Annotated in this window: 13 protein-coding genes and 1 pseudogene; 6 read left to right on the forward strand and 8 right to left on the reverse strand. The window is 64.1% G+C overall.

Features of this window, described 5'->3' with window-relative positions:
- The first annotated feature begins 68 nt into the window (after positions 1-68).
- A complete protein-coding gene (locus AC6CIG_RS13100) occupies positions 69-1,325 on the forward strand; it encodes an aminopeptidase (RefSeq protein WP_018093911.1) in 1,257 nt (418 codons plus the stop codon).
- A 136-nt stretch (positions 1,326-1,461) separates the two neighbouring features.
- Here the strand turns inward: AC6CIG_RS13100 and AC6CIG_RS13105 are convergent, their stop codons facing one another.
- The gene (locus AC6CIG_RS13105) at positions 1,462-2,346 is read right to left on the reverse strand and encodes an EamA family transporter (RefSeq protein WP_437407991.1); all 885 of its coding nucleotides are present in this window, start codon (positions 2,344-2,346) and stop codon (positions 1,462-1,464) included.
- A gap of 175 nt (positions 2,347-2,521) precedes the next feature.
- Here AC6CIG_RS13105 and AC6CIG_RS13110 point away from each other — a divergent pair, with 175 nt between their 5' ends.
- Positions 2,522-3,016 (forward strand): MarR family winged helix-turn-helix transcriptional regulator, encoded by a 495-nt coding sequence (locus AC6CIG_RS13110; protein ID WP_018093909.1) that lies wholly within the window; start codon positions 2,522-2,524, stop codon positions 3,014-3,016.
- A gap of 8 nt (positions 3,017-3,024) precedes the next feature.
- Here the strand turns inward: AC6CIG_RS13110 and AC6CIG_RS13115 are convergent, their stop codons facing one another.
- The 3 genes from AC6CIG_RS13115 to AC6CIG_RS13125 all read right to left on the reverse strand — a co-directional run bounded on the left by AC6CIG_RS13115 (position 3,025) and on the right by AC6CIG_RS13125 (position 6,122).
- Positions 3,025-3,615, reverse strand: a complete 591-nt coding sequence (locus AC6CIG_RS13115) for an NAD(P)H-dependent oxidoreductase (protein WP_018093908.1) — start codon at positions 3,613-3,615, stop codon at positions 3,025-3,027.
- On the reverse strand, positions 3,615-5,195 hold the full coding sequence (gene xseA / locus AC6CIG_RS13120) for an exodeoxyribonuclease VII large subunit (protein WP_437407992.1): 1,581 nt from the start codon (positions 5,193-5,195) through the stop codon (positions 3,615-3,617). The genes AC6CIG_RS13115 and xseA overlap by 1 nt, the downstream gene beginning before the upstream one ends.
- Before the next feature lie 135 nt (positions 5,196-5,330).
- Positions 5,331-6,122, reverse strand: a complete 792-nt coding sequence (locus AC6CIG_RS13125) for a helix-turn-helix domain-containing protein (protein ID WP_018093906.1) — start codon at positions 6,120-6,122, stop codon at positions 5,331-5,333.
- Positions 6,123-6,248: 126 nt separating this feature from the next.
- On the opposite strand from AC6CIG_RS13125, the gene AC6CIG_RS13130 reads away from it, so the two are divergent.
- Positions 6,249-6,659, forward strand: coding sequence for a hypothetical protein (locus AC6CIG_RS13130; protein WP_324762726.1), 411 nt, complete (start codon positions 6,249-6,251; stop codon positions 6,657-6,659).
- 44 nt (positions 6,660-6,703) lie between these two features.
- On the opposite strand, the gene AC6CIG_RS13135 is transcribed toward AC6CIG_RS13130, so the two are convergent.
- On the reverse strand, positions 6,704-7,690 hold the full coding sequence (locus tag AC6CIG_RS13135; protein ID WP_018093904.1) for a Gfo/Idh/MocA family protein: 987 nt from the start codon (positions 7,688-7,690) through the stop codon (positions 6,704-6,706).
- Between the two features lie 217 nt (positions 7,691-7,907).
- Between AC6CIG_RS13135 and AC6CIG_RS13140 the strand changes: the two genes are divergently transcribed.
- Positions 7,908-8,858: an aldo/keto reductase gene (locus AC6CIG_RS13140; RefSeq protein ID WP_437407993.1), complete on the forward strand. Its 951-nt coding sequence runs from the start codon at positions 7,908-7,910 to the stop codon at positions 8,856-8,858.
- 16 nt (positions 8,859-8,874) lie between these two features.
- Here AC6CIG_RS13140 and AC6CIG_RS13145 read toward each other — a convergent pair whose 3' ends face one another.
- Positions 8,875-9,507 (reverse strand): hypothetical protein, encoded by a 633-nt coding sequence (locus AC6CIG_RS13145; protein WP_437407994.1) that lies wholly within the window; start codon positions 9,505-9,507, stop codon positions 8,875-8,877.
- A 38-nt stretch (positions 9,508-9,545) separates the two neighbouring features.
- Positions 9,546-10,255: pseudogene (locus AC6CIG_RS13150) on the reverse strand (SDR family oxidoreductase).
- Positions 10,256-10,476: 221 nt separating this feature from the next.
- On the opposite strand from AC6CIG_RS13150, the gene AC6CIG_RS13155 reads away from it, so the two are divergent.
- Complete coding sequence (locus AC6CIG_RS13155; RefSeq protein WP_018093900.1) at positions 10,477-10,968, forward strand: YciE/YciF ferroxidase family protein; 492 nt, start codon at positions 10,477-10,479, stop codon at positions 10,966-10,968.
- 33 nt (positions 10,969-11,001) lie between these two features.
- Here AC6CIG_RS13155 and AC6CIG_RS13160 read toward each other — a convergent pair whose 3' ends face one another.
- Complete coding sequence (locus AC6CIG_RS13160; protein ID WP_018093899.1) at positions 11,002-11,892, reverse strand: LysR family transcriptional regulator; 891 nt, start codon at positions 11,890-11,892, stop codon at positions 11,002-11,004.
- Between the two features lie 184 nt (positions 11,893-12,076).
- Here AC6CIG_RS13160 and AC6CIG_RS13165 point away from each other — a divergent pair, with 184 nt between their 5' ends.
- Complete coding sequence (locus AC6CIG_RS13165; protein WP_437407995.1) at positions 12,077-13,072, forward strand: aldo/keto reductase; 996 nt, start codon at positions 12,077-12,079, stop codon at positions 13,070-13,072.
- Positions 13,073-13,178 lie beyond the last annotated feature (106 nt).

The following is a 13,178-nucleotide window of genomic DNA, read 5'->3' on the forward strand; positions in this document are numbered from 1 at the left end:
ACCCTTCTGTTTTCCGCGGAACCGGTCTAAAACCGCTGACATCCGCAAGAAGACGAGCAGGAGCCGCCATGAACGCCCCCCTCCAATCCACGAGGAATCCAATCGATCCCGTCAAGCTCGAAAAGCTCGCCGAGGTCGCCATCAAGATCGGTCTGCAATTGCAGAAGGGTCAGGACCTGGTGATGACCGCGCCGATTGCGGCGCTGCCGCTCGTGCGTCTCATCACCAAGCACGCCTATATGGCAGGCGCCGGACTGGTGACGACCTTCTACGCCGACGAGGAAGCGACGCTTGCCCGCTATGCCCATGCGCCCGACGAGAGCTTCGACCGCGCCAGCGACTGGCTCTATGAAGGCATGGCCAAAGCCTATGCCGGAGGAGCTGCGCGCCTGGCCATCGCCGGCGACAACCCGATGCTGCTTTCGGCTCAGGACCCGGCGAAGGTCGCCCGCGCCAACAAGGCGAACTCGATCGCCTACAAGCCGGCGCTCGAGAAGATCTCCAATTTCGACATCAACTGGAACATCGTCTCCTATCCGAACCCCTCCTGGGCGAAGCAGATGTTCCCGGACGATCCGGAAGCGGCCGCCGTCGAAAAACTCGCAAACGCCATCTTCGCAGCGTCGCGGGTCGACGTCGACGATCCGATCGCCGCATGGAAGGACCATAATGCCGAGCTGCACCGGCGCTCGGCCTGGCTGAACGGAGAGCGCTTCGCCGCCCTGCATTTCACCGGGCCCGGCACCGACCTCACCGTCGGACTCGCCGATGGGCATGAGTGGCACGGCGGCGCCTCGGTCGCCAAGAACGGCATCACCTGCAATCCGAACATCCCGACCGAGGAGGTGTTTACGACGCCGCACGCGCTGCGCGTCGAAGGCCATGTTTCGAGCACCAAACCGCTCTCCCACCAAGGCACGCTGATCGACAATATTCAGGTGCGTTTCGAAGCCGGCCGGATCGTCGAGGCCAAGGCTTCGCGGGGCGAAGAGGTGCTGAACAAGGTGCTCGATACCGACGAGGGCGCCCGGCGGCTCGGCGAAGTGGCGCTGGTGCCTCATTCCTCGCCGATTTCGGCCAGCGGCATCCTCTTCTACAACACGCTCTTCGACGAGAACGCCTCCTGCCACATCGCGCTCGGCCAGTGCTATTCGAAGTGCTTCCTCGACGGTGCAAGCCTCAGCCAGGAGCAGATCCGCGCCCAGGGCGGCAATTCGAGCCTGATCCACATCGACTGGATGATCGGCTCCGGCAAAGTGGACATCGACGGCGTGCGCCTCGATGGCAGCCGTGTGCCCGTCATGCGCAAGGGCGAGTGGGCCTGATCGTTTTGCGGCATGGCGGTGCCCCTCATCCGCCTGCCGCACCTTCTTCCTGCGGACGGGGCGAAGCAGACTCGCGGCAGCGTATCATCGCGGACATCCGCTCTCTCCGCTTGCGGGGAGAAGGTCGGTCCTCTGGTTAAACCCGAAGAGAGGGCGCGGATGCCGCGCGGCGCGTCGCCTGTGCATACTGGCTCATCCACACGCTTGCGAAGACGGTTGCGATCCCAAGCACCTGCACCGCCGTCAGCTGCTGATCGAGTACGGTCCAGCCGATGAGGATCGCGACGACCGGGCTCAAGAAGCCGAGCGGCGAAACCTGGGAGGGTTCGAGCCGCGATAACCCGCGGAACCAGAGCAGGTAGGTGAAGGCCGTGCCGATCAGGCCGAGATAGATAAAACCCAGAATATTCGCTTCAGTGAGCGATGGCAAAGAGGGTTCCAGCAGGAAGGCGACCGGCACCAGAAGCAGTCCGCCGGCCGCCAATTGCCAGGCGGTGAAGGTGAGCGGCGAGACCGGCGGCGTCCAGTGTCGGCTCAGCACCGTGCCGAATGCCATGGAGATGGCGCCTGCCAAGCCAGCCGCGACGCCCACCGGATCCAGCGCCGCTTTCGGCGTCAGCACCAGGAGCGCGACCCCCGACATGCCGGCAACGCCGGCAACGACGCTCAAGGCACGGGCCGGCGAGCCGAGAACGATGCGCGACAGGACGATCACGATCAACGGCTGAATGGCTCCGACGGTTGCGGCGACACCGCCGGGCAGCCGGTAGGCGGAAACGAAAAGCATCGTCTGAAAGAACGAGAAGTTGAGCGCGCCGAGCACGAAACTGCGCGCCAGCCATACACCCGTCGGCATTTGCCGGACGACAAGCAGCAGCAGCAGCCCTGCCGGAAGCGCCCTGAGCATTGCGACCGTGACCGGGTAACCCGCCGGCAGAAATTCCGTTGTGACCAGATAGGTACTGCCCCATATGGCCGGCGCTATAGCCGTGAGCAGAATATCGGAGCTGCGGATACCCATATCTTCACCTCAAGAATCTCTACGTCAAGATAACTCTAATCCAATTTATCTTGACGTCAAGATACATGGTGGCTACGACTTCAGGAAGGATGAAGCGTTCACTCCGATCGCTGGAGCATTCCAACGTTTCATAGAAAGACGGAAACCGTTACACGCTTTTCCTGGAAGTACTCTAATGCAGACGGATATGGATCACGTAGACAAAATCCTGGCGCAGTGGCGCAGAGAGCGGCCGGAGCTCGATGTGACGGCCATGGGTCTGCTCGGCCGACTATCGCGGCTCCGGGCCCATCTCGCTCGCGAGGTGGAAAGCACCCTTGCCGAACACGGCCTGAACTCGGCGAGTTTCGACGTGCTCGCAACGCTGCGGCGCTCCGGCCCGCCCTTCCGGCTCTCGCCGGGGGATCTGTTGGGAACGACGATGGTCACCTCCGGCACGATGACCAACCGCATCGACCAGCTCGAGAAAGCCGGGCTTGTCGAGCGCCTGGACAATCCGGAAGACCGGCGCGGCGTCCTCATCGCCCTGACGCCGCAGGGCCTCAAGCGCGTGGACGCCGCAGTCACTGACCATGTCGCCAACCAGCAGCGCCTCGTTGCAGGCCTCGAACCCGACGAACGGGAGGCTCTGGACGCGCTGCTCAGGAAATTCCTCGCGGTCTTCGAATAGGTTGCCGGTCAGATCCGGCTCACCAGAGCCCTCACACGCTCGAGATGGCGCTTCCGCTTCGCCTCCGTCGCCCGATCCATGTCGTGCAGAGTGAGCATGCGGAAGTCCAGCCCCTTGCCGCAGAAGGCGGCGATGCCGCGCTTCAGCAGCCGCCGCACCGGATTTCCCATGTAGAGATGCACGACCCACCAGGGGGACCCGGTACTGGTCAGCGCCCAGAACAGCTTGATGTTGCCGAGGCGAGGAATGATACGGCCGCCCGCCGCATCATGGTCGAAAGCGACCCCGGGCGCAAAGACGCGATCGAAGAAACCTTTGAGGATCGCCGGGAAATTGAACCACCATTGCGGAAAGACGAGTACGAGTCCGTCCGCAGCCCGCAGCCGCTCGACCCAGCGGGAGACCCCGGAGGCGTCGTAACCTTTATCGAAATAGCTGCCCCGCTCGGCCACGGTCAGCCGCGGATCGAATCCTTCGCGATAAAGGTCGAGCAGATCGACCGTATGGCCTTTGGCCTCGAGCGTCTCCCTGGCCACGCGCGCGACACTCGCAGCGAAGCTCTCTTCTAGCGGATGGGCGAGCACCATCAGGATATGCATCAGAAGAGGCTGCCCTGCTTCGTCGGCTCGCCGGAGCGCGCAGGCCGCTTCTTCGGCGACTGCGGCGGAGTGCCGTCCTCGCCGGCGACCGCCGCCACGCGGCCATCGGCGAATTCCAGCGAAAGCGCCATCCCGGGATGCACGGCAGCCGCCTGTTTCACCGGCTCGCCCGCGGCATCGCGCACCAGCGCGAAGCCGCGCTGCAGAACGCTGTGATAGGAGAGCGACTGCAGCACGCGATCCTGCGCCGAAAGCGCGCTTTTCATCCTGCGCAGATCGGCGGCGATTGCCGCATCCCCACGCCTGCTCAGGCTGGAGACGCGATCCGATGCGCGATGAATCTGGCCGATCAGCCGTGACGGCAGAACACGGAGCGAGGCATCGGCGGACGAAATGCGCTGAGCGCCACGTTGAAGCTTACGCTCGACGATGCGCTCGGCCCGGTTTACGGCATCTAAGACGCGCTGGCGCCGATCGACGATCCTTGCCATCAGGAGCTCCGGCCGGAGATGGGCCGCATTGCGCTCGAAGCTTCGCCGCTTGTTGGCCGTGTTCATCTGCAGGCCACGGCCGAGTCCGGCGGCCGCCTCGTCGAAGCGACGCCGCGGCAGGGCGAGCAATTGGTCGAGCGAGGGCAGCGCCCGTGCAAGCGAACGCAGCGTCTGGCGGCGATTGTCCATCTGCCGCGCCGCGGCGCCCTTGAGCCGGGCTGCGAGACCGGCGAGCTGGGCCTCGAGATCGGCCTTCACCGGTACCGCCATCTCGGCCGCACCGGTCGGCGTCGGCGCCCGCTGGTCGGCCGCATGGTCGATCAGGGTCCAGTCCGTCTCGTGGCCGACGGCCGAGATCAGAGGGATGGCGGAAGCCGCCGCGGCGCGCACCATGGCCTCGTCGTTGAAGCACCAGAGATCCTCGAGGCTGCCGCCGCCGCGCGCGACGATCAGCACGTCGGGGCGAGGAATGGCGCCGCCCGGCTGCAGCGCATTGAAACCTTCGATCGCTGCCACAATCTCCTCGCAGGCGCCGTCGCCCTGCACGCGCACCGGCCAGACGATGACATGGACCGGGAAACGGTCGGCAATGCGGTGCAGGATGTCGCGGATCACAGCCCCGGTCGGCGAGGTCACGACGCCGATGACCCTCGGCATGAAAGGCAGCGGCCGCTTGCGGCCCGCATCGAAAAGCCCTTCCGCGGCAAGCTTACGCTTGCGTTCCTCGATCAGCGCCATCAGCGCACCTGCACCCGCGGGCTCCAGCGAGTCGATGACGATCTGGTACTTGGACGAGCCGGGGAAAGTCGTGACCCGGCCGGTCGCGATGACCTCCATCCCCTCCTCCGGCCGGAACTTCAGCCGCGCGAAGGTGCCCTTCCAGACGACCGCGTCGATGCGGGCGCGATCGTCCTTCAAGGCAAAATACGCATGGCCGGAGGAATGAGGACCGCGATAGCCGGAAATCTCGCCCCGCACCCGGACATGCTCGAAGGTCTGCTCGATCGTGCGCTTGATCGAGCCGGACAGTTCCGACACCGAATATTCGGCGACGTTGGAGGGAGATTCGGAATCAAAGAACGAAGTCATACGTCACTTGTAGCCGACAGCGCGGCGAAGATCAGCAGCAAGGCGCGTTTTTCTACATCGTTTCCCGTCCCGTGTGGAATGGTGAAAACGATCTGGAACAATTCAGGAAGAGTGTGCGGCTCTCCCGGTAGTGCTCTACTGGACGTCGCGCCCGACCTGCCCGAAGAAGCGCCGGGTCGCGTCGTCGGCCGGAAAGAAGGATTCGATCAGAACGCCCTCAACGAGCGCGTCCTGAGTCGAGCCGAAGGTCGAAAGCGTCGTGATGAAGCTAAGCGACGCTTCGCCGATGCGCAGTTCGATGGGCAGCACCGGCAAGCGGTCCGTCGCCGGGAAGTTGTCGATCGCCATTGCCACCGCCGGGTCGGCAACCAGCCTGTCCAGCCTTCGCTGCAATGGGCTGCGCGGACCCTGCAGCCACGCCTCCATGCGCACCCGCTGAACGAGATCGGCTGCGGCGGCTTCCCAATTGACCACGAGACCGCGGACCTTCTCCGCACCGAGAAAGCCGTCGAGGAAGTTCTCCCCCGGCTTGAACGGAACGCCCGTGGCACCGACAAGCGCCTCGAAAGCCGGATTGGTCAGCAGCACCGTATACTGATGGTCGAAAACGAGGCCCGGATAGGGATCGTGCCGGTCGAGCATCAGCCGGATGGCATGCGCGACAGCCGGAGGCATTGCATCGAGACCCGTCGCGGGCCGCGCCGCAACGCGCGGCCGGTAGCCCGCCGCGGTGAAGAGCGTGCCCTGTTCACGCGCGGGGACGTCGAGAACCGAGGCGAGCCGCAGGATCATTCCCTCGGACGGCTTGGAGCGGCCCGTCTCCAGAAACGAGAGATGGCGCGCGGAAATGCCCGCCGCCATGGCGAGGTCGAGTTGGCTCATGCGGCGATGTCCTCGCCATTCCTTCAGGCGGCTGCCGAATTCCATCTTTATCTTCCCTGTTGCGGGGGCAGCGTCGCCCGAACGCGGCACAAAATCCATTACCTCGGAGGTAATTGGTTTAATGACCGCTCTGGTCCAGCATCTGCCCATCGACAACCGATGGAGACAGATATGTTCGACCTTTCCACCCGCTCTCTTCTCAACAAGACATTTCTCGCCGACGGCATCTTTTCGCTGATCGCCGGCTCGGCTCTCCTCGCGGCAGCGCCACCGCTTGCGGCGGTCGTCAGTCCCGCCCTGTCGCCTGCGGTGATCATGGCGCTTGGCGCTGGGCTCCTCGTCTGGGGCGCCTTCCACCTTGCCGCCGCCAGAAAAGAAGGGCCGAGCGCCCTCGCAACGCGGATCAGCATCGCCGGCGACATACTCTGGCAGGTCGGAAGCCTGGCCATTCTCGCGTCTGCCTATTCGGCCTTGACGATCGCAGGACTGGCGCTGATCGTCGTGGCCATGGTGGGCGTCGCCGACTTTCTCTTCTTCAAGATGCGGGGCGCGTCTCAGGCACGGCTGCTCCAGGCGGCATGAATGGGGTCGGCCCGGCGCAATGGGTGCCGGGCCGATCCTTAGCTTCAGACGGGCTCCCAGCCGTCTTTTTCGCTGGCGCGGTAGATCGCGTCGATGAACATCTGGTTCAGGCGCGAGTTTTCCAGCGTCACCACATCCTCCGCTTCACCTTTCGCAGCACGTGCGAAGGCCTCGGCCTCGAGCTTGTACTGACGCGCATCCTGGAAGCGGAAGAGCTGCGACTGGCCGTGGTTCTGGTTGGTCAATTCCACTTCTTCCCGGCCGTAGCGATCGGCATTGAAGGGCGACTTCACCTCGATGTAGCCCTTGTCGCCGTGGAAGACCATGACCTGGCGGGCGGCGAGCTGTGTCGAGATATAGAAGCTCAGCTCGAAATCGCCGAAGTCGGCACGAACGCTCGAATAGATGTCGGTGCCGAATTCCGGATCGCGCTCGGTACTGGCCTGGACGCGCAGCGGCTCCCTGCCGGTCGAAAACCGGGTCGTGATTGCCGGATAGACGCCGATATCCGGCAGGCCGCCGCCGCCGAGCGAGGGGACGTTGCGCATGTTGCCGGGATCGCGGTTGTAATAGGTGAAGGCGCCCTGGACATGCCTGAGGCGCCCGATGGCACCTTCCGAGATGAGCGAGCGCACCTTCCGCCAGACGGGGCTGTAGGTCACCATATAGGCTTCCGAGATCAGCACCCTGTTGCGCTCGCGCGCCGCGATCACGGCGTCGATCTCTTCGGCCTTGAGCGCCAGCGGCTTCTCGCAAAGCACATGCTTGCCGGCATCCGCCGCCTTGATCGCCCATTCGACATGTTGCGACGTCGGCAGCGGGATATAGACGGCGTCGATCGTGTCGGAGGCGAGCATCTCTTCATAGGAGCCGAAGGCATGCGGCACGGAGAAACGGTCGGCCATGGTCCTCGCCTTGGCGAGATCGCGGCTCGCGATCGCCGTGACGACGCAGTTCTCGGCGTCCTGGATGGCGGGTACGACGAGCTCGCGGCCGATCTTGGCCGTCGACAAAATTCCGAAACGCAGCATGAGGCAGACTCCTTTTCGTGCGCGCCGCAAAGGACGCGCGACATTCCCCTGGGTCAAAAGCTGCGCCGAGACTATCCCCGAGGTACGTACCTAGCAAGCCGTGGCGAGGTCAGAAAAACCACGAATGCCGGTGTCATTCGATGGCGAGCTGGCCTATGTTTTTGCCGCTATCCTCCCCATCGCAGCTTGTTTTCATCCAACCACATGGAGCGAAACCATGAAAATGCGCAGACTTGGCCGTACCGGCCTCTCGATTGCCCCGCTCGTCTTCGGCGGCAACGTCTTCGGCTGGACCGCGGATGAGAAAACGTCGTTCTCGCTTCTCGATGCCTTTTTCGATGCAGGTTTCAACGCCGTCGACACCGCCGACGTCTATTCCTCCTGGGCGCCGGGCAACAGAGGCGGCGAGTCGGAAACGATCATCGGCAAATGGCTGAAGCAATCCGGACGCTCGCGCGACGGCGCCGTCATCGTCACCAAGGTCGGTTCGGAGCTCGGACCCGACCGCAACGGCCTCTCGCGGCGCTGGATCATGCAGGCAGTCGAGGAATCGCTGAAACGCCTGCAGACCGATTATATCGACCTCTATCTCTCCCACTGGCCGGACCCCGACACACCCTATGAAGAGACGCTTGCCGCCTACGATACGCTTCTCTCCCAGGGCAAGCTGCGGGCGATCGGCGCATCGAATCTCGATGCGCAGCAGATGCGCGACGCTCTCGACGTCGCGGCGGCGAACGGCCTGCCCCGCTACGATGTGCTGCAGCCCGAATACAATCTCTACGACCGCGCTTCCTATGACGGTCCGCTGCGCAATCTCTGCATCGCCGAGGAGATCGGCGTCATCACCTATTTCAGCCTTGCGAGAGGCTTTCTTTCCGGCAAGTACCGCTCACACAAGGATCTGGAAGGCTCCGCTCGCGGCGGCGGCGTCGAAAAATATCTCGACGGACGCGGCATGCGGATCCTCGGCGTCTTGGATGAAATCGCCGAGGAGACCGGCGCGAAACAGGCGGAGATCGCGCTCGCCTGGATCATTGCCCGCGACGGCGTCACCGCACCGATCGCCAGCGCCACCAATGCCGACCAGCTGTCGAGTCTGGTGAGATCGGCGGAATTGACGTTGCCGGAAGAGGCGATAAGACGGCTGAACGAAGTGAGCGAATAGAGGGGATTTGCCCTCGTCAGGAAGACCCGCCTCCGGCCGCAAGCTTCGGAAACCCTGGGTAAAGATGCGCATGGCTGCCCTCGTGGTTGGCCATGCCGGGCCTGGTCAGCAGCCCGCGCGGCTCGGCGTAGCTGCTGATCCTGCGGCGCGGCCTCTCGTGCCATTGGATGTTGAAGGCCCAAAGCTTGGGAAAAAAGCAGAGCGAGGCGTAGGGAAGGTGGTCGTGAATCCACCAGGCCAGGCTCTGCCAGCCGCCTTCGTGACGTTCCCGGTCCCAGACCCAGGGAATGGCGATGCAGGCGGTGGCCCCCATGCAGCCCTCCGCATCGCGCATGTCCCAGATATGGTCGGCGGCCGTTGCCGCATTCGTCGAGCAGTTGAGCCTGTTGGCGTTGCCGAAGGCGTTCACGGCGCGGTTTCGGTAACCCGAGCGGATGTGCAGCCGACCGAAGGTCGCCTCGAGCGGTTCCAGAAGTTCGCCGCACAGTTTCCGTCCGGCCTCGATCGCCAGTTCCGGATCGTCGGGGATATTCGGAATCCGGTAGAACTCCGCGATTTCGGAGTGAAGGAAATCGCGCAGGAAAAAGTTCTTCGAGAGGCGTACGCGCCCGAGGTCTTCAAGCGATTTCATCGACCCAGGTTTCTTCATGTTTCCCCGCTTTCAGTCGCTGTGCTCACGCTCTGCGCTCACGCCTTCGTCACCGAAGCGCCGCCATCGGCCAGCAGCGCCGCGCCGGTCACGAAGCTGGCACCGTCCGAGGCGAGATAAAGCGCCGCTTCGGCGATTTCCTCGGGTCGCGCAATGCGCTTCAATGCGTGCAGCCCTTCCACGAAACCGCGCGTCTCGGGCGCCGCCCCGGCAGGTTCGCGAAATTGGCGGGCGTGTCGGTGCCGCCGGGCAGCAGCGCGTTCACGCGGATGCCGCGCGCGCCAAGCTCGACGGCCAGCGCCTGCACCAGCCCGATCAAGCTCGAAGTGAAGGTGAGCGAACCGCCGCCCCGTGCCGCGATTGCCGGAGCCTGATACTTCACCGCCAGGAAGGCGCTCGTCAAATTGGTATCGAGCGTCTCGCGCCAGCCTTCGACGCTGAGCGACGAAACCTCTCCCATCGCACCGAGCGCCCCGGCATTGTTGAAGGCCGTATCGAGCCCGCCGAAGCGGCGCACCGCCAGTTCGACCAGCGCCTCATGCAGGGCTTCGTCGCGCACGTCGCCGGCAAGCGCTGCCGCCTCGCCGCCCTCTCGGGCGATCTCGTCGGTAAGCTCCGCAAGCGCATTCTCGTTGCGGGCGGTGACGACGACCTTTGCCGCCTCGCGCGCAAAGAGCAGCGCGGCGGCGCGGCCGATACCCGAGCTTGCGCCGGTGACGATCGCGACCTTACCTTCCAGTCTCGACATGATTCTTCTCCATCCGACTGCGTTGACGGCGGGACCATTGCCGATGCGCCACGCTGCAACCACCCGATTTCCGCCTGAAGTGAAACGGACACCCTTCGCGAAAGCGACGAATTTGACCCGCGTCTCACGCGCTTTTTGCCGTCGCGAGGAACAAATCTTCGCCCTTTGCTGTTGATTGCGGGTCGAAGGCAACACGAAGCAGACGAGGAAGGAAACCCGAAATGGCCAAAGAAAAAACGCTGGACGACCTGTTCCACGATACGCTCAAGGACATCTATTATGCCGAGCGGAAAATCCTGAAGGCTTTGCCGAAGATGGCACGCGCAGCCCAGGCCCCTGAGCTGAAGGCCGCGTTCGAGAAGCACAAGGAGCAGACCGAGACCCATGTGGAGCGGCTGCAGCAGGTATTCGAAATGATCGGCAAGCGCCCGCAGGGCAAGACCTGTGAGGCGATCGAGGGCATCGTCGCCGAGGGCGAAGAGATCATGGACGAATTCAAGGGCACGGCCGCGCTCGATGCGGGCCTCATCTCCGCCGCGCAAGCGGTCGAGCATTATGAAATCTCACGCTACGGCACCCTGAAGACCTGGGCAAAGACCATCGGACTCAAGGATGCGGTATCGCTGCTCGATGCGACTTTGAAGGAAGAAGTCGTCACCGACGAGGACCTGACGAAACTCGCGATGGCCCAAGTGAACAAGAAGGCCGCGTAAGCCGTCACGACGGCCGGCGCTTCCCGCCGGCCGTCACCCGCTGTGGCGGAAGAAATCGATGAAGGCCCGGAGCGCCGGGCGCATCAGCCGGCGGGTCGGATAATAGAGGAAGGGGCCCGCATAGGGCGCGCACCAGTCCTCGAGCACCCGGACCAATTTGCCCTCACCTACATATCCGCTGACGCGCGGCTCGAAGAGATAGGCGAGCCCCGCACCGCCGATCGCGGCCTCGATGATCGGCCGGTCCTCGCCCAGAATGAGCGGGCCGTTCACCGAAACGGTCAGTTCCTCCCCCTCTTTCTCGAACTCCCAGCGATAGAGGGTCCCGTTGGAGAAGCGGCGGCGGATGCAGCGATGGCCCGCCAGATCGCGCGGGTGCCGCGGCCGCTGAAAGCGCTCGAAATAGGTCGGTGCGGCGACGACCGCGCTTTTCAGCTCCGGCCCGACCTTCACCGCGACCATGTCGGCCTCCAGGCTCTCGCCGAGCCTGATGCCGGCGTCATAACCCTCCTCGACAATATCGGTGAAGCCGTCCTCATTGGCGATTTCGAGGACGATGTCCGGATAGCGCCCGAGGAAGTCGCCAAGGCGCGGCGCCAGAATGAGGTCGGCTGCAAAACGAGGGGCGGTGACGCGCAGTTTTCCGGCCGGACGATCGCGTGCCTCCGCCGCCCGCTGCAGCGCCTCGGCAATGTCGTCGAGCGCCGGCCGCAGCCGCTCCAGCAGGCGCTTTCCCTCCTCCGTGGCCGCGACGCTGCGCGTCGTGCGCGCGAGGAGACGAACGCCGAGGCTCGCTTCCAGACTGCCCACGGCGTGGCTGACGGCAGACGGCGCGATGCCGAGTTCCTTCGCCGCCCCGCGAAAGCTGCCATGGGCGGCGACGGCGGAAAGGACGGCCAGTTGGGAGAGCTGTGTGCGGTTCATTGATCGAAATAATAGAACAGCCCGTGAGAATTGACAGAGATTTTCAACCGGCCGTGCGGCACCTATCTTCGCCTTGTCGTCGGGCCCGTGCCGAAAGGCTCAGTCCAGCGATTGCTTCTCCATCTTCTTCGCGAACGCCGTATGCCACCCCGCAGGCCGCGCGTTCAGACCGAAAGGAAATCCAATGAAGACCCGCAAGCTCGGCAATGAACTCACCGTTTCGGCCGTCGGCCTCGGCTGCATGGGCATGAGCTTCGCCTATGGCGAAGCCGACGAGAGCCAATCGATCCGCACGCTACACCGCGCCATCGAACTCGGCGTCGACTTCTTCGATACGGCGGAAGTTTATGGGCCTTATGAGAACGAGAAGCTCCTGGGCAAGGCGCTGAAGAACCGGCGAGATCAGGTGGTGATCGCCACCAAGTTCGGTTTCCGCATCGACCCCGGCAAACCCGCCGCCGAGGCAGTCAAAGGCGTCGACGGCCGGCCGGAAAATGCGAAAGCCGTCGCCGAGGCCTCCCTCAAGCGACTCGGAACGGACGTCATCGACCTCTATTACCAGCACCGCGTCGATCCCGCCGTGCCGATCGAGGAAACCGTCGGCGCGATGGCGGAACTGGTGAAGGAGGGCAAGGTGCGCGCACTCGGACTTTCCGAGGCAAGCGCCGCCACCATACGCCGTGCCCATGCCGTGCATCCGATCGCAGCGATACAAAGCGAGTATTCGCTCTGGTCGCGCGACCCGGAACAGGAGGTGCTCGATACCTGCCGCGAACTCGGCGTCGGCTTCGTGCCCTATAGTCCGCTCGGGCGCGGCATGCTGACAGGCACCATCCGCAAGGTCGAAGATCTCGCTGCCGACGATTTCCGCCGGTCGCTGCCGCGCTTCCAACAGGAGAACTTCGAGGCCAACGCCGCGCTGGTCGCAACCCTCGAAAGGCTGGCCGTGGAAAGAGGCGTGACGGCCGCCCAGCTCGCACTCGCCTGGGTGGTCAACCAGGGAGATGACATCGTTCCGATCCCGGGCGCGCGCAGGATCGAGCATCTGGAGCAGAACGTGGCTGCCGCCGGAATCGTCCTCACCGACAGGGAACGCGCCGAACTCGGCGAAGCGCTCTCTCCAGCGCTGGTCGCAGGAAAACGCTACACCGATGCGTCGCTGGCACTGACGAACAGGTGAAGACCCGGCCGGCAGCGGCGAAGTCCTGGAGGACATCGCAATTCCATTGCGATGTCCTACCTATGAGAAGATGCCCGCCTTCGTGGGAACAGGAGCGGCCTGCGGG

The organism is Sinorhizobium sp. GQ132 (genome assembly GCF_059758575.1).